Origin of the sequence: Streptomyces sp. NPDC056169, from assembly GCF_042268445.1 — a bacterium.
In the GTDB taxonomy this organism is placed as follows: Bacteria; Actinomycetota; Actinomycetes; order Streptomycetales; family Streptomycetaceae; genus Streptomyces.
This window is the reverse complement of sequence record NZ_JBHJUO010000011.1, coordinates 277,345-294,503: the sequence shown is the minus strand read 5'-3', so window position 1 is coordinate 294,503 and position 17,159 is coordinate 277,345. Positions and strand designations below refer to the sequence as shown.

The following is a 17,159-nucleotide window of genomic DNA, read 5'->3' as shown; positions in this document are numbered from 1 at the left end:
AGCCATGTAATTTCACGATGGGGTAGACAGTGGTTCTGAAAACCTTCGGCTGGTCGTTCGCGATCACTGCGCTCGGTCTGATCGCAGCGGTGCTCTACGGGGGGTGGGAAGCGTTCGGGATCGTCGCGATCCTCTGCGTCCTCGAGATCTCGCTGTCCTTCGACAACGCGGTGGTCAACGCCGGAATCCTGAAGAAGATGAATGCCTTCTGGCAGAAGATCTTCCTCACCGTCGGTGTGCTCATCGCCGTCTTCGGCATGCGACTGGTCTTCCCCGTCGTGATCGTCGCGATCAGCGCCAAGATCGGCCCCATCGAGGCCGTCGATCTCGCTCTCAACGACGCCGAGCGCTACGAGCAGCTCGTGACCGACGCCCACCCGTCGATCGCGGCCTTCGGCGGCATGTTCCTCCTGATGATCTTCCTCGACTTCATCTTCGAGGACCGTGACATCAAGTGGCTCGGCTGGCTGGAGCGCCCGCTGGCCAAGCTCGGCAAGATCGACATGCTGTCGGTCTGCATCGCCCTCATCGTCCTGGCGATCAGCGCCATGACCTTCGCGACCCAGGCCCACCAGCACGGCGGGACGCACATCGACGCGGCGTCGACCGTCCTGCTCTCGGGCGTCTTCGGTCTCATCACCTACCTCATCGTCGGCGGTCTCTCCGGCTACTTCGAGAACAAGCTGGAGGAGGAAGAGGAGCGCGAGCACGAGGCCGAGGAAGAGGCCAAGCGCAGCGGCAAGAAGGTCTCCGCGGTCCAGCTGGCCGGCAAGGCCGCCTTCTTCATGTTCCTCTACCTGGAGGTCCTCGACGCCTCCTTCTCCTTCGACGGTGTCATCGGCGCCTTCGCCATCACCAACGACATCGTCCTGATGGCGCTCGGCCTCGGCGTCGGTGCCATGTACGTCCGTTCGCTGACGGTCTACCTGGTCCGCCAGGGCACCCTCGACGACTACGTCTACCTGGAGCACGGCGCGCACTACGCGATCGGCGCCCTGGCCGCGATCCTCATGGTCACCATCCGCTACGAGATCCCCGAGATCGTCACCGGTGGCATCGGCGTCGCGCTGATCGGCCTGTCCTTCTGGTCCTCCGTCCGCCGCAACAAGCGGCTCGCGGAGGCCGAGGGCGGATCGGGCGGCTCGGAGGACAAGACCGAGGTCGCCTCCGGGGTGTGACACCCCCGGTAACGAGGAACGCTTCACTGCGGGGCGGTCGGTGCACCCGGCCGCCCCGCAGGCATGTGCGCGGTGACGAGTGAGAGAGCAGTGGGGGGTGGGGGCGTCATGGCCTTCTGGGACAACCTGTTTCCGGCGAGGGCGGCGCAGTCGTTCGACATGGGCGGTGCCGCGTCGAACACGATCGACCTGACGAAGAGGCGCCCGTCGGTCTCGCTCACCAAACAGGGCGCCGCGACCGGCAACCTCCGGGTCAACCTCTCCTGGCGGATGCGGACCTCCGACCTCGAAGGGCGGTCCCGGCAGAGCGGCCGGCTGCTGCGGAACCCCTCGCAGCTCTTCAAGCCCGAGGTCGTCCAGGCGCACACCCAGGGCGTCGTCAACGTCGACCTGGACCTCGGGTGCCTGTACGAGCTCGCCGACGGCAGCAAGGGCGTGGTGCAGCCCCTCGGCGGCTTCTTTGGGGACCTCAACGCCGCGCCGTACGTGAAGCTGAGCGGGGACGACCGCTTCGGCGCCCCGTCCGGAGAGACGATCTTCGTCAATCTGGACCACAAGGACGAGATCAAGCGGCTGCTGTTCTTCGCGTACATCTACGACCAGACGCCGGCCTTCGACCGTACGCACGCCAAGATCACGCTCTACCCGAGCAACGGGCCCCGGATCGAGATCGAACTCGACGAGCGCGCCCCGCAGGCCCGCTCCTGCGCGGTCTTCTCCGTGGAGAACGTCAAGGGAGACCTGACGGTCCGCCGCGAGGTGCGGTTCGTCTACGGCTTCCAGGCCGAGCTGGACCGGCTGTACGGCTGGGGCCTCCAGTGGGGGCGCGGCTACAAGACCAAGGCGTAGGCCGTGTCCGGGGCCCGAGCCGTGCCCCGGGTCTCAGGACCTGACGAACTGCGGTCCCATGGGCGGCATCCGGAACTCCGGTGCCGCGTGCGGGTTCGGCTGGGCCACGGGCTGCGGGTAGCCGTACGCGGGGGCCGGGGCGTTCACCGGCGGCTGCGGGTACCCGTAGGCGGGCGCCCGGTCCGGCACGGGCGGCACCGTCGGCTGCGGCGGCACGGGCGCGTGGACCACGGTCGCGTCGAGATCAGGGGCGCCGGCGACGGGGAAATCCGGGGCGGGGACGGGGAAATCCGGGGCGGGGACGCCGGACGACGTGCCGCCCTGGGCCTCCGGGAGGTCCTGGGGCCCCTGAGCCGCCCCCTGGGCGGCCTCCTGCGCCGCTTCCTGGGCGTCCTCGTCGACCGAGATGCCGAAGTCCGTGGCGAGGCCGACAAGGCCCGTCGGATAGCCCTGGCCCACGGCGCGGAACTTCCAGGCGTCCCCGCGCCGGTACAGCTCGCCGCAGATGACCGCCGTCTCCTCGCCGGTCTCCGCCGTCACGTCGAACCGCGCCAGCGGCTCGCGGTCGGGCCCGGCCACCGCGTCGTACAGCAGGATCCGCAGGTCGGAGACGGACCGGAAGGTGCCGCCGTCGGAGGAGGCCGCGACGACCACCCGGTCGACCGAGGCCTCAAGGCCGCCCAGGTCGGCCTCCACGGTGTCCGTCAGGCCCTGGGACACCCGCTTCTTCGGCAGCCGCCGCACGGCACCCGAGGGGTGGCGCGGCTGGTTGTAGAAGACGAAGTCCTCGTCGGACCGCACACGGCCGTCGGCGCCGAGGAGCAGGGCCGAGGCATCCACGTCGGGGACCCCGGGGCCCGGGGTCCAGCAGAGCACGGCCCGTACGGCCGCGGTGTCGAGAGGGACGTTGGAGCCCTTCAGCATCGCGTGCGTCATGACCGCAATCCTGCCCTCCCGCCCGACCCGCGGACAACGCGGGGGCGTCACCGATACCGGTACGAGATGCCAGATGCTGACGAGTTACCTGAATTTCATACTCGAAGGGAACTACGGACACCCGCACCTACGTACTATTACCGGCCACATGTCGTCAGAGCCCAGAGAGGCAGACGGGGGACTTACATGCGTCATTTCGGGCACATCCCGTCCGCAACGCGGACCGGGTTGTTCCACAGCGAGCCTGCCGAGTTCACGGCCGACTCGCCCGCACGCACGCTCGCCGTGGCCCTCGGTGCCACGCTCTACAGCCCGGCCACCCGGCCGCGGCTGGCCGACGACATCCGCAAACAGGCGGCGCGCGGCGTGGTCTCCATGGTGCTCTGCCTGGAGGACTCCATCAGCGACGGCGACGTCCAGGAGGGCGAGGCCAACCTCGTCCGCCAGTTCGCCGACCTCGCCGGCGGAACCGGGACGGACGCCGGCACGACCGGGGCGGACGCCGACACCGCCACCGACGTGCCCCTGCTCTTCATTCGCGTCCGCGATCCGCGCCAGATCACCGACCTCGCCACCCGGCTCGGCGAGACGGTCCGGCTGCTGTCCGGATTCGTACTACCCAAATTCACCGAGAGCCGCGGCCGCGCCTTCCTCGAAGCACTCGCCCAGGCCGAGCGGACGACCGGCAGGCGCCTCTTCGCCATGCCCGTCCTCGAGTCCCCCGAGCTCCTCCACCTGGAGACCCGGGCCGAGACCCTGGCCGGGATCGCCTCGATCACCGACAAGTACCGCGACCGCGTCCTCGCCCTGCGCCTCGGCGTCACCGACTTCTGCTCCGCCTACGGCCTGCGCCGCTCGCCCGACATGACCGCCTACGACGTCAAGATCGTCGCGAACGTCATCGCCGACGTCGTCAACGTCCTCGGCCGCTCCGACGGCACCGGCTTCACCGTCACCGGTCCCGTCTGGGAGTACTTCCGACCCGGCGAGCGCATGTTCAAGCCGCAGCTGCGCCGCAGCCCCTTCCTGGAGGGCCGGGCCGAGGACCTGCGCACCGCCCTCATCGAGCACGACCTCGACGGCCTGCTGCGCGAGATCGAGCTCGACCGCGCGAACGGCCTCCTCGGCAAGACCTGCATCCACCCCACCCACGTGGTGCCGGTGCACGCGCTCTCCGTGGTCAGCCACGAGGAGTGGAGCGACGCCCAGGACATCCTGCGGCCGGAACAGGGCGGTGGCGGAGTGCTGCGCTCCGCGTATACGAACAAGATGAACGAAGTGAAGCCGCATCGCGCGTGGGCCGAACGCATCCTCCAGCGCGCCGAGGTCTTCGGCGTCGCGAAGGAAGACGTCGGCTTCGTGGATCTGCTCACCGCCGGACTTGCCGGCTGACGAAGGGACGTCGACGACGTGGTGTGGACCGGAACGTGGGTCGCGGAGCGACTGGGCGTCGAACTGATCGGCGGCGAGGAGCTACCGGCCCTGTTGGGCCTCGCACTGCGTCGTAACCCCAAGCGGGCGCACCTGCTCGTCTCCAGCGTGCTCGGCAAGCACGTGCCGCAGCGGCCCTCCGTCGTGTACGGCTCCGGCCTCGGCCTCGGCGTACGCGTCCGCGCGCTCCTCGGCGACGAGGAGGCGGCCCGCTCGGTCGTCCTCGGTTACGCGGAGACCGCCACCGCGCTGGGCCACGCCGTCGCCGACGGCCTCGGCCTCGCCCCGTACCTCCACTCCACCCGGCGGCCGGTGGCCGGGGTCGCCCGCGCGGGCGGCTTCGAGGAGTCCCACTCGCACGCGACCTCGCACCTGCTCCTCCCCGAGGACCCGAAGCTCCTCGCCGGCGGCGGGCCGCTGGTCCTCGTCGACGACGAGTTCTCCACCGGCAACACCGTCCTCAACACGATCAGGGACCTGCACGCCCGCTACCCGCGCGAGCGGTACGTCGTCGTGGCCCTCGTCGACATGCGCTCCACCGCCGACCTCGGCCGCCTGGACGCCTTCGCGGAGGAGATCGGCGCCCGCGTCGACCTGATATCCGCCGCCGCCGGGACCGTACGCCTCCCCGAGGGGATCCTGGAGAAGGGCCAGGCCCTGGTGGCGGAGCACGAGAAGGCGTACGGGACAGGGGCACCGGCCGCCGGCGCGGCCGGCGGCGCGCGGGAGCCCGTACGGGTGACGCTCGACTGGCCCGAGGGGCTGCCCGACGGCGGGCGGCACGGCTTCACGCCCGAGCACCGCGAGCTCCTGGAGGAGGCCCTGCCCGGCCTGGCGACGGGACTCGGCCGGGCGCTGGGGGCGGTCCCGGGCGCGGTCCCGGGGGCGGAGGCGGTCGTCACCGACCGTGGCTGCCGGGTCCTCGTCCTCGGCTTCGAGGAGCTGATGTACGCGCCGCTGCGCCTCGCCACGGCCCTGGAGGAGACCGGGCACGACGTCCACTACTCCACCACCACCCGCTCGCCCGTCCTCGCCGTCGACGACCCCGGCTACGCGATCCGCACCCGGCTCGTCTTCCCCGCCCACGACGACCCGGCGGACGGCCCCGGCGAGCGCTACGCCTACAACGTGGCGGGCGGGGGCTTCGACGCCGTCGTCCTCGTCGTCGACTCCGCCGCCGACACCCCGGAACTGCACGCCCCGGACGGCCTGCTCGCCCAGCTCGCCGCACACGTCCCGCACGTGGTGCTCGCGGTCGTCCCGTCGTACGCGCCGACGGCCGCCCTGCCGTACGGGCCGACATCCGCCCCGTCGTACGAGCCGACGGCCGTCCCGTCGGCCACGAAGCCCACAGTCTCCGAAGCTCTCGAAGCCCCCGAAGCTCCCGAAAGGAGCTCCATGCTGCCCGAGCCCCTCCGCGGCCCCGCCTTCTCCTCGTACGCACCCGAGGAGGTCGGCTGGCTGCTCCAGGACCTCTCGGGCGTCGAGCTGGAGGCGCCCACCGAGGAACGCGAGGAAGCCATCCAGAGCGGCGGCGCGCACTACGCCGAGTCGCTCCCCGTCGAGTACCAGCCGAGCGCCCGCTACCAGGACCTGTTCCACTCCGCCCTGGAGGGCTCGGCCGCCCGAATAGCCCGCGCGGTCGGCACCGTCACCGAGACCGTCCTCGCCGAACGCCCCGGCCCCGGCTCCGGCCCCGGCCGTGGCCCCGTGCTCGTGTCGCTCGCCCGGGCCGGCACCCCCGTCGGCGTCCTCATGCGCCGCTGGGCGAAGGCCCGCCACGGCCTCGACCTCCCGCACTACGCCGTCTCCATCGTGCGCGGCCGCGGCATCGACGCCAACGCGCTGCGCTGGCTCGCCGCCCACCACGACCCCGCCGACGTCGTCTTCGTCGACGGCTGGACCGGCAAGGGCGCCATCACCCGCGAACTCGCCGAGGCCGTCAAGGAGTTCGAGGCCACCGAGGGGATCTCGGGCTTCGACCCGGAGATCGCGGTCCTCGCCGACCCCGGCTCCTGCGTCCGCACGTACGGCACCCGCGAGGACTTCCTCATCCCCTCCGCCTGCCTCAACTCCACGGTCTCCGGCCTGATATCCCGCACCGTGCTCCGCTCCGACCTCGTCGGGCCGCACGACTTCCACGGCGCCAAGTTCTACCGCGAACTGGCCGGTGCCGACGTCTCGGTCGCCTTCCTCGACGCCGTCGCCGCCCGCTTCGACGAGGTCGTCGAGAGCGTCGACCTGGACGTCAAGGAACTCCTCGCCGCCGACCGCACCCCCACCTGGGAGGGCTGGGCCGCCGTCGAGCGGATCAGCGAGGAGTACGGCATCCACGACGTCAACCTGGTCAAGCCCGGCGTCGGCGAGACCACCCGCGTCCTGCTGCGCCGCGTCCCCTGGAAGATCCTGGCCAAGCGGGGCGCCGACGCCGACCTCGCGCACGTCCGCCTGCTCGCCGAGCAGCGCGGTGTGCCGGTCGAGGAGGTCGACGAACTCCCGTACAGCTGCGTGGGCCTGATTCACCCTCAGTACACGAGGGGCGCGACGGGCGCCGACGGGAAGACGGTGGTGTCCCAGTGAGCAAGCAGCCGAGCACGACGAACGCGACGAACGTTACGAGCACGACGAACGCGACGAGCACGACGCTGGTCGCGAGCGACCTCGACCGCACCCTCATCTACTCCAGCGCGGCCCTCGCCCTCGGCATGCCCGACGCCCAGGCGCCCCGGCTCCTCTGCGTCGAGGTCCACGAGTCGAAGCCGCTCTCCTACATGACCGAGGACGCGGCCGGCCTGCTCGCGCGGCTGGCCGAGGAGACCGTCTTCGTCCCCACGACGACCCGGACGCGCAAGCAGTACCAGCGCATCCAACTCCCGGGCACCACACCGAAGTACGCGATCTGCGCGAACGGCGGGCACATCCTCGTCGACGGCGTCTCCGACCGCGACTGGCACACGAGCGTGGTGCACCGGCTGGCCGAGGAGTGCGCGCCGCTCTCCGAGATCCGCGCCTACCTCACGGCCACCACGGACCTGTCGTGGGTCCGCAAGCACCGGGTGGCCGAGGACCTCTTCGCCTACCTCGTCGTCGAGCGCGAGCGGCTCCCCGAGGAGTGGCTGCGGCGCTTCGGCGAGTGGGCGGGCGAGCGCGGCTGGACCGTCTCGCTCCAGGGCCGCAAGGTGTACGCGGTGCCGAAGCCGCTCACGAAGAGCGCGGCCGTCCGCGAGGTCGCCCGGCGCATCGGCGCCACGCTCACCCTGGCGGCGGGGGACTCGCTCCTCGACGCCGACCTGCTGATGGCCGCCGACCGGGCGTGGCGCCCCGGCCACGGCGAACTCGCGGAGAGCGAGTGGACCGCCCCCCACCTCGACGTCCTCGCGGAACGCGGGGTCGCGGCGGGGGAGGAGATCCTCCGCCGCTTCCGGGCGGCCGTGGCGGGTTAGCGCCTGTCCGGCGGATCAGGGCCTAGCCGCAGCACCCTCCACCACAACAGCCACCGCCACCCCCGCCGCCGCCCGCGCTCTGCGCGGGGGCGGCGGTGCTGCTGCCGCCGACGGCCACGGCCGAGAGCAGCTTCACGGTGTCGTCGTGCCCGGCGGGGCAGGCGGCCGGGTCGGAGGACTCGGCCATGGGCCGGCTGATCTCGAAGGTGTCGCCGCAGGTACGGCAGCGGAATTCGTAACGAGGCATGGGGACAGGCTAACGGCGGACGCCCGCGGAGGGCAGTGCCGCCCAGGGGCGCCCGGCCCGGTCCGGCGGCGGCAGTGCCGCCCAAGGCCCTGGCCCGGTCAGTGACCGGCGGCGGTGCCCCGATCCTCCCGGATCTGTTCGACGACGCGCGCGGCGGTGGCGCGGACGCCCTCCAGTTCGGTGAGGAAGTGCCAGTAGTCGGGGTGGCGGCCCTCCAGCGTGCCGACCGCCCGGTCGAGCCGGGCCACGGCCTCGTCGAGGGGCCGGGCGTGGCGCGGGTCGGGCGTGTTCCGTCCCGCCATCGCCAGCCGCTGGGCGTCCCGTACCGCGAACCGGGCGCGGTCGGTCTCCGCCTTCGGGTCCTTCGCGACGGCGTCGAGGCGGCGCAGCCGCTCTCCGGCAGCCGACACGGCCTCGTCGGTCGAGTCGAGGAGGGCGCGGACGGTGGAGAGCAGGGACGTCGCGTCGGGCCAGCGCTGCTCCTCGCGGGCCTTCACGGCCTCGGCGAGCCGCTCCTCGGCCTGCCGGAGCGTGCCGGCGGCCTGCTCGGGCACATGTTGGAGGTCCTGCCAGCAGGCGGCCGAGAACCGCCGGCGCAGCTCGGAGAGGACCGGCTCGACGCCCCCGGTGCGGGTGGTCAGCGCCTCGGTGCGGGTGCGGAGGGAGACGAGGCGCCGGTCGATCTCGGCGGCGCGCTGCGGCAGGCGCTCGGCCTCGGCGCGTACGGCCTCGGCGTCCCGCAGGACGCGGTCGGCGCGCTGGAGGGTCTCGGGGACGCCGTGCCGCCCCGCGCCTTCGTTGAGGCGGGTCAGCTCGGGCCCGAGCTGGGCGAGCCGCAACGCGAGATCGTCGGCGCGCAGCCCCCCGTCCCGTACGGCGTCGAGCGCGCCGCTCGCGCCGCGCAGCGCCTGGCGGGCCCGCTCGACGGCGGGGGCGAGCCGGGCGAGCTGGGTCTCGGCGCGGTCGAGGAGCGGCCCGAGCCCCTCCTCGAAGCGGTCGAGCTCGCCCTTGACCCGGTCGAGCTCGTCCTTGGCGGCGGTCAGTTCGGCGCGGGCCCGGCCGGCGGTGGCCGCGTCGAGCTCGTCGCGGTCGAGGTCATGGGCGTCGACGGCGCCGATGTAGGTGTGGCTGACCTCGTCGATCCGGCGTCCGAGGGCCTCGAACCCCTCGACGACGCGTCGCGCCTCGGACGAACTGTCGACAGCCGTGATCGTCTCGATGGAGATCCGCAGCCCGCGCTGGGCGGTGTCGAGCTCGTAGAAGGCGGCCGCGGCGGCGTCCTTGGCGGCCTGGGCCTCGGCCCGCTGGCCCTCGCCGCGCCCGCCGAACCAGCGCCGCGTACCGCCCCCGGCGAAGGACTGCGGCAGCAGCGCCCCGACCAGCAGCGGCAGCGCGAGGGCCAGCCGGAAGGTGGACGGAATCCTGGGCGTCGCACTGCCCCCAGGGGGTGTCCTGCCGTCGCTCGCCGCCACGTACCTCTCCCCGTGCTGTGTCCGCCGTCCCCGGTCCGGGTTCATTCTCCCACCCGGTAAGGACGAACACACGGGCCGGTCAGTTCGCCGTACGGACCACGATGTCACCGTTGTCGCTGCGGACGCTCACGGAGTGCTCGCTGTCGTCGCGGCGCGGCACGTCGAGGCGGACGTCGCCGTTGCCGCTGTCGCCGGTGGCCGCGTACTCGGCGCGGGGCAGCGTGACGTCGACGTCACCGTTGTCGGTGCTGACGTCGACCTGCCGGGGTACGGCTCCGAGGACGATCCGCACGTCGCCGTTGTCGGAGTGCGCGAGCACCTTGGGCGCGCGGGTCCCGCCCTCGACGGTCAGGTCGCCGTTGTCGCTCCCGAGGTCGAGCGTCCCGGTGCTCCCGGTCACCCGCACGTCGCCGTTGTCGGACCGCACCTTCAGCGGCGTGGCGAACCCCTCGGCCGTGACGTCCCCGTTGTCGTCCTCGACGGTGACGGCGGTGCCGCGCGGTACCTGGATGCGGTGGACGGCGTCGCAGCTGGCGGTGACGGCGTCGCAGTCCACCCGCAGCGTCAGCCGCCCGCCCTCCAGCTTCCAGCTCGCGTCGGGCCCCGACCCCATGAACACCCACCCGTCGACCTGCCGCTCGACGAGCACGTCGTCGACGTCGGCGGCCGTGACGACGAGCCGGGAGTCGTCGGAGTCGACGACGAGTGCGTCCCCGTCGAACGCGAACGTCCTCTTCTCGACCGGCGCCTCCCCGGCATCGGCCCCGCAGGCACTGAGCGCGAACACGGCGAGGAGGACCCCACCGACGGCGAGAAACGGCTGACGTACTGCGGCCATGACGATCGAACCCCCAGAAGAAAACGTCGGTCCCCCGACGGTACGAGCCCACCACCCCCCGTCACGATCAGGCGACCCACCGTCCACAGGGTGGGGCTACCCCCCCGCCCCGCCACCCCGCCACGAACAACGGATTCGGCCCCCACCCGTAGGCCATGTAGGCTGTTGCCTCTTCCACGGGTGCGTAGCTCAGGGGTAGAGCGCTGCTCTTACAAAGCAGATGTCGGCGGTTCGAAACCGTCCGCGCCCACCAGGAGAAACAGCAGGTGAAAGCCTGTAGTGGCCCCTCAGCCCGAATCGGCTGAGGGGCCATTCTGCGTTCGGATGCCACATGGATGCCACATCCCCATGGGGGTGGACCTGATGGATGTGGCGAAAGGGGATGTAGACAGCATCCTCTGCCGCGTAGAGTGCTGATCACTGAGCGGGCCGACGTGCTCCCCACACGCGTCAGACGCATGCCGCTCGACATTCTGTGGATGTTCGGCGGGGAGGCCGGCCCCACAGGCAGAGACCCCCGCCGTGTATGTCGGCGGGGGTCTTCTCGTACACGGTAGTTCACATGGCGCTGCCCCGTCCTGCGAAGGACGGGGCAGCTCTGCTCTGGCCGAAACCAGGGCAGTTGGCGGCGAGGGCGGACGCATGTACGCGACTCGCTGCCTGGTCCGCAGTCCCTGGCGGAGCCGGGGGCGCGGACGTTGGGTGGGGGTCGGTGGCTGATACCCGACCATTTTCAAGATCAAACTCTTTACCTGGGTGGGTAAAGACAAAAAGATCATGGGCGTCGGACGTTGGAGGGATGCCCTCCGACCAACCCACCTGGGTACTCAGCCGCCGGCAGACGATCGGCGCACGAGTCCGCGCCGCACGTGAACACGCGAACTTGTCTCAGCTTCAACTCGGCGACCTCGTGGGGGCCGACCACAAGACGATCCACCGTATCGAGTACGGCGCGTCCGACCCGAGCCTCGGGCTCCTGCTCCAGATCGCGCGGGCGGTAGGGCTCCCACTCGCGGAGTTGGTGCGGTAGCCCCGGCCGGAGGGACGGTCCGGCCGGGGCCCGTCCTGTCCGTCGGCGATCGGCGTGCCACCGACGAGCAGGAGATCAGAGACGGCTCAGGTGTCGCCGAAGGGGTGAGGAGACTCCAGTTGTCTTCTCCTCGGCAGCCACGGCGATCACGCAGTTCCTGGCGGTCTTGTGCCAGTACGCCGTCGGTCGAGCGCCGTTCGCCGGTTCAGTGCAGATCTCGATGGCCTCGCCGACGATGACGTGCCCGCAGTAGGCGCAGCGCTTCATCGGGCTACCTCCTTCTTGTGACAGGAACAGTCGCAACGTTCCGCAGGGAACACGACGGTGGCGCCGACGAGGACCTCGCCGATCTTGCACCAGGAGTGCTCGCCGAACTGGCACACGGGCCGCACCGTCGCCTGCCCCTTCTCGGCCGTCACCGGGGAGCCCCGAGCGTCGGCTCGTCGACGAACAGGTACAGCGGGACCACGCCGCGCGCGGCCGCGCACTCCTGGTGGGCGTAGATGTGGGCGCCGCCGGCCTCGTTGCGCAGGGTGCGGACGCACGCGTCGGCGTCGGGCCTGGGGCAGTACGTGCAGGGCCGCGGTCTGCTGGGCTTGATCGGCATCGCAGCCTCCGGCTCGTCGGTGATCAGGAACATCACCATCGTGACGAGCAGGAGGAGCTGGAACGCTCACAGATCTGTGAGCGCCCCGCCCCTCTGGTCGGACTACATGCCGACCCAGGAGGCCATGCCGCCGAGCGCCTCCGGCGTACGCCGTGACGCGTGCACGAGTCCACGGATGGTCTCGCGCGCACCAGGGTGATAGCGGGTCTGCTCGGGCGCTGCCCGGCGAGCCGCCACCAGTGACTTGAGGGATGCCTCCGTTTGGCCGAGCTCCATCTCCGACCGGGCCCGGTCGATGAGGAAGTGCGCCCGCCGGCTCGTGGCCATGGCCGCCGGAGGCTTGATCTTCTTCGCCAGCTTCAGCGCATCGTCGTAGTGCCGCATCTCCACAGCCGCGCTCATCCGGTGCATGGCCACGTTCGTCGGACCGAAGCTGAGCCAGTGCACGTCCGAGGCGTCCCCGACCCGGCGCGCGAGGGTCTTCGCCTCCGCGATGTGGGTGTCGACCGCCGTCTCGTCCTCCGCCCGGGCGGCGATGACCGAAGCGCCGAGATGGAGCTGCCCAGCCACGGCGAGGGACTCGCGGGTCTCGTCGGCCTGGCCGAGAACGCGGTGCCCCGAGCCGATGAGCCGCCGGCCGATGGAGTACTCGCCCTCGCGGAAGTAGACGAGTGCCCGCATGTACTGACGGACCGCGGCCAGACACGGGTCAGACGCCCGCTGCGCCGCCCAGTCCATGCGGTCCAACGCGACAGAGCTGAGGTCGTAGTAGCCCAGCTTCACCGCGATGTCGTGGGCGGTGCGGTACGTCGAGGCGAGGGCCTGCCAGAGCGCCGTCGCCGGGGTACGCCACGCGGCTGTCGTCAGCTCCGTGATTGCGTTGGGCAGCGCGGCGGCCGCGCTGTGCAGGTGAGTGGCCCGGACCTGCCCGCACAAAATGTCTGCCGCGGCGATCAGCTGGCTGGCCGTGCGGGTCGTGACGGCAGGGTCGGGGCCGAGGTCGTAGAGGTCGAGGGCCTCGCGGATCGGGCGGACGAGGTCGGCGAGGCGGTCCTGGTGGAGCTGGGTCACGTAGGGCTGTCCTGTCAGCACGGTGACGTCGACCCGGAGGGCTCGCGCGACGGCAGCGACGAAGTCCGCAGTGGCCGGCCGGGCTCCGCACTCGACCTGGTTGAGCAGGCTGTACGAGTACGGGATCCGGTTGGCCAGTTCCCGTTGGGAGAGACGGGCCAGGCGTCGCTGCTCTTTGATGCGCGTTCCGGTGTGGTCGTCGTCCAGCGGCGGCATACTGGTCTCCGTTCCTGACTCGTCATCTGGAACGGTACCCGCGCACTGGTGCGGGTGTGCCTCTTCCGCCCCCGACTCCACCCGGAGCGGGGGCGGTTGCATATGGTCGGATGGGTCCATGAGCACTCGGACCCTGTACCTGTTCAGCTCGGCGGCCCCGCCCGTCTTCGACATCGCCCACGTGATCGAGGACGCGCAGGCCGACGGCTGGGACGTCTGCCTCGGCCTCACCCCCACCGCGGCCCGCTGGCTTGCCGACTCCCTTGACGGCCTCGCCGTGCTCACCGGGCACCCTGTCCGCTGGGACTACAAGCTCCCCGGCGAGCCGGACGTATGGCCGAAGGCGGACACGATCCTCGTCGCGCCGGCCACCTTCAACACGATCAATCAGTGGGCGCTCGGGATCACGGACAAGTACATCGTCGGCGTGGTCGCGGAGGGCATCGGCAAGGGGATCCCGACGGTGGCGATGCCGTGCGTGAACGCGGCCTACGTCCAGCATCCGCAGTTCGACCGGTCCGTTGAGACGCTTCGGGGCGCCGGGATCACGGTGCTGTACGGCGAGGGCGGGTTCGTGCCCAACCAGCCTGGTCAGGGAAATCCGGCGGTGTACCCGTGGCGTGTGGCGCTCGATGCCGCCAGGGGCGGGTCACACGACACCGAGGGGAGCTGACGATGGGTGTTCCTGCGCCGCTGTCTGATGAGGAGATCGCGGAGCGCCTCGCCGCGCTGCCGGGGTGGAAGCGAAAGGGTGACGAGATCACCCGCACGTATCCGATCCGCTACCACGCGGCCGTGGCAGCGATCGTGACGATCGCGGACCGGTCTCGTCGAGTCCAGCACCACGCCGACCTCGATCTGCGGATGGACCACCTGCGGGCGGCCATCACGACGCACGACGCGGGGTACCGGCTGACCGAGGCGGACTTCGACCTTGCGCACCGGATCGACGCGATCGTTGCCGCGCACCAGGCGCTCCCGCTCGACTGACCCCAGACACGACGAAGCCGCCCCTCCTGGCCACGTGGCGCGGGAGGGGCGGCCGTCTGCGGGCTCGCTCGCGGCCGAGGTCTAGACTCGAACATGTGTCCGACTTTCTGCCGCCTGACCTGCCCCGGCTCCGCGTCCTGGAGACCTGGGCCGAGATCATGCTCGGGGAGATCCGGCGCCGCATCGCAGAGGCGGAACAGTGGGAAGCCGCCATGCGGCCCGTCCGGCCCCTCCCCGAGGGCCCGACCTGGGTGCTCTCCTACCTCCGCGAGGGCGGCCAACCCGTGGCCGACTCTGTCCACGTCGGCGGGTGCAGCATGGCCAGTCGGCACACCCGCTCTCTCGACCGCGAGCAGGCCCGCGAGGCCCTCGCCTCGCACGGGATCCGAGCCTGCGAGATCTGCCGACCCGACTCCGAGCTCGGGATCCTCGACTGATCGGCGGCACGGGCATGCGCTGTCAGGGCCGGGTCGTACCATCCGCCCATGTCAATGAAGACGATCAGACGAGCATGGCCTGCCGCAGTTGCCGTTGCGCTGGTCATTGCGGGCGTCGTGACGATACGAGCGGACTGGCTTGCAGCTGACGACGCCAACGTCCTGGTTGCAGGGGGCGCGCTCATGGCGGCGTTGGCGTCCTGGGCGGCGACCAGCCGGGCCAGCGACACAGCGGAGGCAGTAGCGAGCATCGAGCGTGAGCGGTGGCACAGAGAACTCACGCCGGAGTTGGCCGTATCAATCGTCCGGCCGGCGCCTGGAGAGCGAGCATGGTTCCGGGCGAAGCTGACTGGCCCCGTAGGACTCGACCGCCTGGACGCCGTAGTGGTGACTGTTCGCGACGACGAGGTAGACCGCACACCACGGACGGCGCCGCCCCCGACGGCTGAGGATGTGGCGCAACACATCTGGGGGCCACTCCGGTTTACGCCGGGAATCGACGACGTGGCCGAACCTGGGCGCGCGACGCCTGCATTCTCTTTGGAGCGCGATGACCTCAGGCGCTTCGACATGACCAACACGCATGAGCCCCCCTGGTGGAGCGATGATCAGGCCCGTGAGCGTTGGCGGGGGGAGTACCGCAACCAGAAGGTCCGGTTGAAGATCGAGTGTCGCCTCAAGGGGCACAGGCCGTGGTTCATCTACAAGGAGCTGCCGATCAATTCGCGGTGGACTGAGCTCTGACACGGCGAAGTGCCTCCTCCGCCCGAAGGCAGAGGAGGCGGTGTGCTCATGCGAGGGCAGCAGCCGCCACGATTGCGGCGGCGGTCACCACTTTCGCGGGCAGGCCGAGGATCGCGGCCTGCTCCTTCACGACACGGTTGACGATCGCCTGCACCACGAGCGCGCCAGCGAAGATGGCGAATGCCTTCTCTTTCTCCGACACCAAATACACCTCCTCCCGGACAAGTTGTGGGTGAGTGTCGCAGGCGGGTCCGACATTGGTCCTGAAAACTACGAAAAGGCCCCCTCCCGCGCACGTGGCGCGAGAGGGGGCGTGGCGTTCAGCGGGCGGCGATCTCCCAGACGGCGATGAGGACGCCGGCGCTCGCCGTGAGGGCGGCGATGCTGGCGAGCGGCCACCGGCTCTTTTCCAGCGCGTCGAGGCGGGCCTCGTGGTCGGCTAGCTGCTTGTCTGTCTGGTCGGAGCGTTGTACGAGCAGGGCGAGCGAGCCGTCGACCCGCGCGAACCCTGCGTCGAGTGTCCCGCGTAGGCGCTCCAGTTCGAGGGCCACCTGCCCCGACTCGGTCGGCGTCATCCCCGCGCCGCCGGCTCGTCGGTGCGGAGCCAGCGCGGCAGGAGCGACTGGACCCCGGGAAGGGCCATGACCCGGGCGAACCCGCCCGCGACGGCCAGGCCGCCCGCGACCCACGGCAGGGCCTCGGGGACCTCCGATGCGGAGACGACCGCGGGAAGGACGACGGCGATGCCGATGGCGGACTGGAGGATCGTGCGGGCGGTGCGCTTGGCGGCGTCGGACATGGTCACTTCTCCTTCTGGGCGTTGAGCAGGGCGAGGATCTTCTTCACGTCTGCGGCGAGCGTCGTGACGGTGGCGAAGGTCTGGACGATGTAGCCGTAGACGTCCGGGATCCGGCGGCCAGCCTTCTTCGAAGCGTCGTCGGCCTTCTTGTTGCGGTAGCTGAGCACCGCAACCGCGATCCGCTGCACGAGGTCGGGCACGTTCATGACGGGATCCTCCTCAGGAGTGGGCTTCGGGATGGGCGTGGTCGGCTTGTCCCCGGGGTTCCAGGACGCGGGGTGCCGGAGCCGCTCTGCGACGTCGGCCCGGAAGGTGTCCATGGGGATGCGGGGGTCGAGCGGCTTCCGCCGGGTGGCTTCCTTGTGCGCCCACACAGAGTTCGCCGACCAGCCGTGGAAGCGGCAGCGCGCGGCCTGGACGCGGACGGCGGTGTCGTACTGGACTGCCGGCCACGGACGGTCGGCGGCCCCGGAGTTCTCGACCTCCAGGCCGTACGAGCGCGCGTTGCCGTCGAGCTCGTCGGGCCCGGGCGCCGGGTGCTCCGCGCGCTCGTTCAGGACCGCGTCGTAGGCGTTCCGCGCGACCATGCCCGCGTGGTTCGCCCGTCCGTTGCCGACGAGGTACAGGCGGCCCGTACGGGCGAGGAAGTCGTGGCACACGGGGCCGGGCAGGTCGGGGCTGCCGCGGTAGCAGTAGTCCGCCAGGCCGGAGCCCTCGCCGGCGGTGTGGTGGACCATCGTGGCGTGGACGTCGCCCCAGCCGTCGCCGCGCTGGCCGCGGTTGTGGGTGCGCCAGCCGGGCATCTCGACGATGTCGGTGACGCCCTCCGCGCGAAGGGCGGCGATCCACTGATCTGCGGTCATCGGCGTGG

21 protein-coding genes and 1 tRNA gene are annotated in these 17,159 nt (G+C 71.1%); 11 read left to right on the top strand and 11 right to left on the bottom strand.

From position 1 onward, the window contains the following. The first annotated feature begins 29 nt into the window (after nt 1-29). Nucleotides 30-1,178 (top strand): DUF475 domain-containing protein, encoded by a 1,149-nt coding sequence (locus tag ACFC0G_RS20415; RefSeq protein ID WP_376405134.1) that lies wholly within the window; start codon nt 30-32, stop codon nt 1,176-1,178. A 108-nt stretch (nt 1,179-1,286) separates the two neighbouring features. Continuing rightward, a complete protein-coding gene (locus ACFC0G_RS20410) occupies nt 1,287-2,027 on the top strand; it encodes a Tellurium resistance (RefSeq protein WP_376405131.1) in 741 nt (246 codons plus the stop codon). 33 nt (nt 2,028-2,060) lie between these two features. Here the strand turns inward: ACFC0G_RS20410 and ACFC0G_RS20405 are convergent, their stop codons facing one another. Beyond that, complete coding sequence (locus ACFC0G_RS20405; protein ID WP_376405129.1) at nt 2,061-2,963, bottom strand: TerD family protein; 903 nt, start codon at nt 2,961-2,963, stop codon at nt 2,061-2,063. A 186-nt stretch (nt 2,964-3,149) separates the two neighbouring features. Between ACFC0G_RS20405 and ACFC0G_RS20400 the strand changes: the two genes are divergently transcribed. The 3 genes from ACFC0G_RS20400 to ACFC0G_RS20390 all read left to right on the top strand — a co-directional run bounded on the left by ACFC0G_RS20400 (nt 3,150) and on the right by ACFC0G_RS20390 (nt 7,837). Beyond that, complete coding sequence (locus tag ACFC0G_RS20400) at nt 3,150-4,355, top strand: HpcH/HpaI aldolase/citrate lyase family protein (RefSeq protein ID WP_376405127.1); 1,206 nt, start codon at nt 3,150-3,152, stop codon at nt 4,353-4,355. 18 nt (nt 4,356-4,373) lie between these two features. Continuing rightward, nucleotides 4,374-6,974: a phosphoribosyltransferase gene (locus ACFC0G_RS20395; protein WP_376405125.1), complete on the top strand. Its 2,601-nt coding sequence runs from the start codon at nt 4,374-4,376 to the stop codon at nt 6,972-6,974. Nucleotides 6,975-7,039: 65 nt separating this feature from the next. Beyond that, nucleotides 7,040-7,837 (top strand): HAD family hydrolase, encoded by a 798-nt coding sequence (locus tag ACFC0G_RS20390; protein ID WP_376405230.1) that lies wholly within the window; start codon nt 7,040-7,042, stop codon nt 7,835-7,837. A gap of 22 nt (nt 7,838-7,859) precedes the next feature. Here ACFC0G_RS20390 and ACFC0G_RS20385 read toward each other — a convergent pair whose 3' ends face one another. The 3 genes from ACFC0G_RS20385 to ACFC0G_RS20375 form a co-directional block, all read right to left on the bottom strand. Then, on the bottom strand, nt 7,860-8,084 hold the full coding sequence (locus tag ACFC0G_RS20385) for a zinc ribbon domain-containing protein (protein WP_376405123.1): 225 nt from the start codon (nt 8,082-8,084) through the stop codon (nt 7,860-7,862). Nucleotides 8,085-8,182: 98 nt separating this feature from the next. Next, nucleotides 8,183-9,601, bottom strand: coding sequence for a hypothetical protein (locus ACFC0G_RS20380; RefSeq protein WP_376405121.1), 1,419 nt, complete (start codon nt 9,599-9,601; stop codon nt 8,183-8,185). A 34-nt stretch (nt 9,602-9,635) separates the two neighbouring features. After that, nucleotides 9,636-10,394 carry a DUF4097 domain-containing protein gene (locus ACFC0G_RS20375; protein ID WP_376405119.1) on the bottom strand — a complete coding sequence of 253 codons (759 nt, stop codon included), beginning with the start codon at nt 10,392-10,394 and terminating at the stop codon, nt 9,636-9,638. 178 nt (nt 10,395-10,572) lie between these two features. Here ACFC0G_RS20375 and ACFC0G_RS20370 point away from each other — a divergent pair. Together ACFC0G_RS20370 and ACFC0G_RS20365 are read left to right on the top strand one after the other, a co-directional pair. Next, nucleotides 10,573-10,647: transfer RNA gene (locus ACFC0G_RS20370), tRNA-Val, on the top strand. Between the two features lie 273 nt (nt 10,648-10,920). Beyond that, the gene (locus tag ACFC0G_RS20365; RefSeq protein ID WP_376405117.1) at nt 10,921-11,424 is read left to right on the top strand and encodes a helix-turn-helix transcriptional regulator; all 504 of its coding nucleotides are present in this window, start codon (nt 10,921-10,923) and stop codon (nt 11,422-11,424) included. 75 nt (nt 11,425-11,499) lie between these two features. Here ACFC0G_RS20365 and ACFC0G_RS20360 read toward each other — a convergent pair whose 3' ends face one another. The 3 genes from ACFC0G_RS20360 to ACFC0G_RS20350 all read right to left on the bottom strand — a co-directional run bounded on the left by ACFC0G_RS20360 (nt 11,500) and on the right by ACFC0G_RS20350 (nt 13,318). After that, nucleotides 11,500-11,691 (bottom strand): hypothetical protein, encoded by a 192-nt coding sequence (locus ACFC0G_RS20360; protein WP_376405115.1) that lies wholly within the window; start codon nt 11,689-11,691, stop codon nt 11,500-11,502. Nucleotides 11,692-11,839: 148 nt separating this feature from the next. After that, a complete protein-coding gene (locus tag ACFC0G_RS20355; RefSeq protein ID WP_376405113.1) occupies nt 11,840-12,070 on the bottom strand; it encodes a hypothetical protein in 231 nt (76 codons plus the stop codon). 63 nt (nt 12,071-12,133) lie between these two features. Next, nucleotides 12,134-13,318: a helix-turn-helix domain-containing protein gene (locus tag ACFC0G_RS20350; RefSeq protein ID WP_376405111.1), complete on the bottom strand. Its 1,185-nt coding sequence runs from the start codon at nt 13,316-13,318 to the stop codon at nt 12,134-12,136. A gap of 118 nt (nt 13,319-13,436) precedes the next feature. Between ACFC0G_RS20350 and ACFC0G_RS20345 the strand changes: the two genes are divergently transcribed. From ACFC0G_RS20345 to ACFC0G_RS20330, 4 genes are all read left to right on the top strand, one after another. Continuing rightward, nucleotides 13,437-13,991: a flavoprotein gene (locus tag ACFC0G_RS20345; protein ID WP_376405107.1), complete on the top strand. Its 555-nt coding sequence runs from the start codon at nt 13,437-13,439 to the stop codon at nt 13,989-13,991. 2 nt (nt 13,992-13,993) lie between these two features. Further along, nucleotides 13,994-14,308 (top strand): 4a-hydroxytetrahydrobiopterin dehydratase, encoded by a 315-nt coding sequence (locus ACFC0G_RS20340; protein WP_376405105.1) that lies wholly within the window; start codon nt 13,994-13,996, stop codon nt 14,306-14,308. 95 nt (nt 14,309-14,403) lie between these two features. Further along, complete coding sequence (locus ACFC0G_RS20335) at nt 14,404-14,745, top strand: DUF6233 domain-containing protein (protein ID WP_376405103.1); 342 nt, start codon at nt 14,404-14,406, stop codon at nt 14,743-14,745. 48 nt (nt 14,746-14,793) lie between these two features. Beyond that, nucleotides 14,794-15,489, top strand: coding sequence for a hypothetical protein (locus ACFC0G_RS20330; RefSeq protein WP_376405101.1), 696 nt, complete (start codon nt 14,794-14,796; stop codon nt 15,487-15,489). Between the two features lie 46 nt (nt 15,490-15,535). Here the strand turns inward: ACFC0G_RS20330 and ACFC0G_RS20325 are convergent, their stop codons facing one another. The 4 genes from ACFC0G_RS20325 to ACFC0G_RS20310 form a co-directional block, all read right to left on the bottom strand. After that, nucleotides 15,536-15,691, bottom strand: coding sequence for a hypothetical protein (locus ACFC0G_RS20325; RefSeq protein WP_376405099.1), 156 nt, complete (start codon nt 15,689-15,691; stop codon nt 15,536-15,538). A 118-nt stretch (nt 15,692-15,809) separates the two neighbouring features. Continuing rightward, nucleotides 15,810-16,064, bottom strand: coding sequence for a hypothetical protein (locus ACFC0G_RS20320; RefSeq protein WP_376405097.1), 255 nt, complete (start codon nt 16,062-16,064; stop codon nt 15,810-15,812). Next, entirely contained in the window at nt 16,061-16,288 is a 228-nt protein-coding gene (locus tag ACFC0G_RS20315; protein WP_376405095.1) for a hypothetical protein, read from the bottom strand. Before ACFC0G_RS20315 ends, ACFC0G_RS20320 begins: the two co-directional genes overlap by 4 nt. Nucleotides 16,289-16,290: 2 nt before the next feature. Continuing rightward, nucleotides 16,291-17,151 carry an N-acetylmuramoyl-L-alanine amidase gene (locus tag ACFC0G_RS20310; protein WP_376405093.1) on the bottom strand — a complete coding sequence of 287 codons (861 nt, stop codon included), beginning with the start codon at nt 17,149-17,151 and terminating at the stop codon, nt 16,291-16,293. Nucleotides 17,152-17,159: the final 8 nt, after the last annotated feature.

Bases quoted from the DNA above. Each gene is read 5' to 3' on its own strand.
- ACFC0G_RS20310 (WP_376405093.1), bottom strand. From the start codon at position 17,151: ATGACCGCAGATCAGTGGATCGCCGCCCTTCGCGCGGAGGGCGTCACC.
- ACFC0G_RS20355 (WP_376405113.1), bottom strand. From the start codon at position 12,070: ATGGTGATGTTCCTGATCACCGACGAGCCGGAGGCTGCGATGCCGATC.
- ACFC0G_RS20410 (WP_376405131.1), top strand. From the start codon at position 1,287: ATGGCCTTCTGGGACAACCTGTTTCCGGCGAGGGCGGCGCAGTCGTTC.
- ACFC0G_RS20330 (WP_376405101.1), top strand. From the start codon at position 14,794: ATGTCAATGAAGACGATCAGACGAGCATGGCCTGCCGCAGTTGCCGTT.
- ACFC0G_RS20385 (WP_376405123.1), bottom strand. From the start codon at position 8,084: ATGCCTCGTTACGAATTCCGCTGCCGTACCTGCGGCGACACCTTCGAG.
- ACFC0G_RS20400 (WP_376405127.1), top strand. From the start codon at position 3,150: ATGCGTCATTTCGGGCACATCCCGTCCGCAACGCGGACCGGGTTGTTC.
- ACFC0G_RS20350 (WP_376405111.1), bottom strand. From the start codon at position 13,318: ATGCCGCCGCTGGACGACGACCACACCGGAACGCGCATCAAAGAGCAG.
- ACFC0G_RS20345 (WP_376405107.1), top strand. From the start codon at position 13,437: ATGAGCACTCGGACCCTGTACCTGTTCAGCTCGGCGGCCCCGCCCGTC.
- ACFC0G_RS20365 (WP_376405117.1), top strand. From the start codon at position 10,921: ATGTCGGCGGGGGTCTTCTCGTACACGGTAGTTCACATGGCGCTGCCC.
- ACFC0G_RS20320 (WP_376405097.1), bottom strand. From the start codon at position 16,064: ATGACGCCGACCGAGTCGGGGCAGGTGGCCCTCGAACTGGAGCGCCTA.
- ACFC0G_RS20340 (WP_376405105.1), top strand. From the start codon at position 13,994: ATGGGTGTTCCTGCGCCGCTGTCTGATGAGGAGATCGCGGAGCGCCTC.
- ACFC0G_RS20380 (WP_376405121.1), bottom strand. From the start codon at position 9,601: ATGAACCCGGACCGGGGACGGCGGACACAGCACGGGGAGAGGTACGTG.
- ACFC0G_RS20360 (WP_376405115.1), bottom strand. From the start codon at position 11,691: ATGAAGCGCTGCGCCTACTGCGGGCACGTCATCGTCGGCGAGGCCATC.
- ACFC0G_RS20405 (WP_376405129.1), bottom strand. From the start codon at position 2,963: ATGACGCACGCGATGCTGAAGGGCTCCAACGTCCCTCTCGACACCGCG.
- ACFC0G_RS20315 (WP_376405095.1), bottom strand. From the start codon at position 16,288: ATGTCCGACGCCGCCAAGCGCACCGCCCGCACGATCCTCCAGTCCGCC.
- ACFC0G_RS20375 (WP_376405119.1), bottom strand. From the start codon at position 10,394: ATGGCCGCAGTACGTCAGCCGTTTCTCGCCGTCGGTGGGGTCCTCCTC.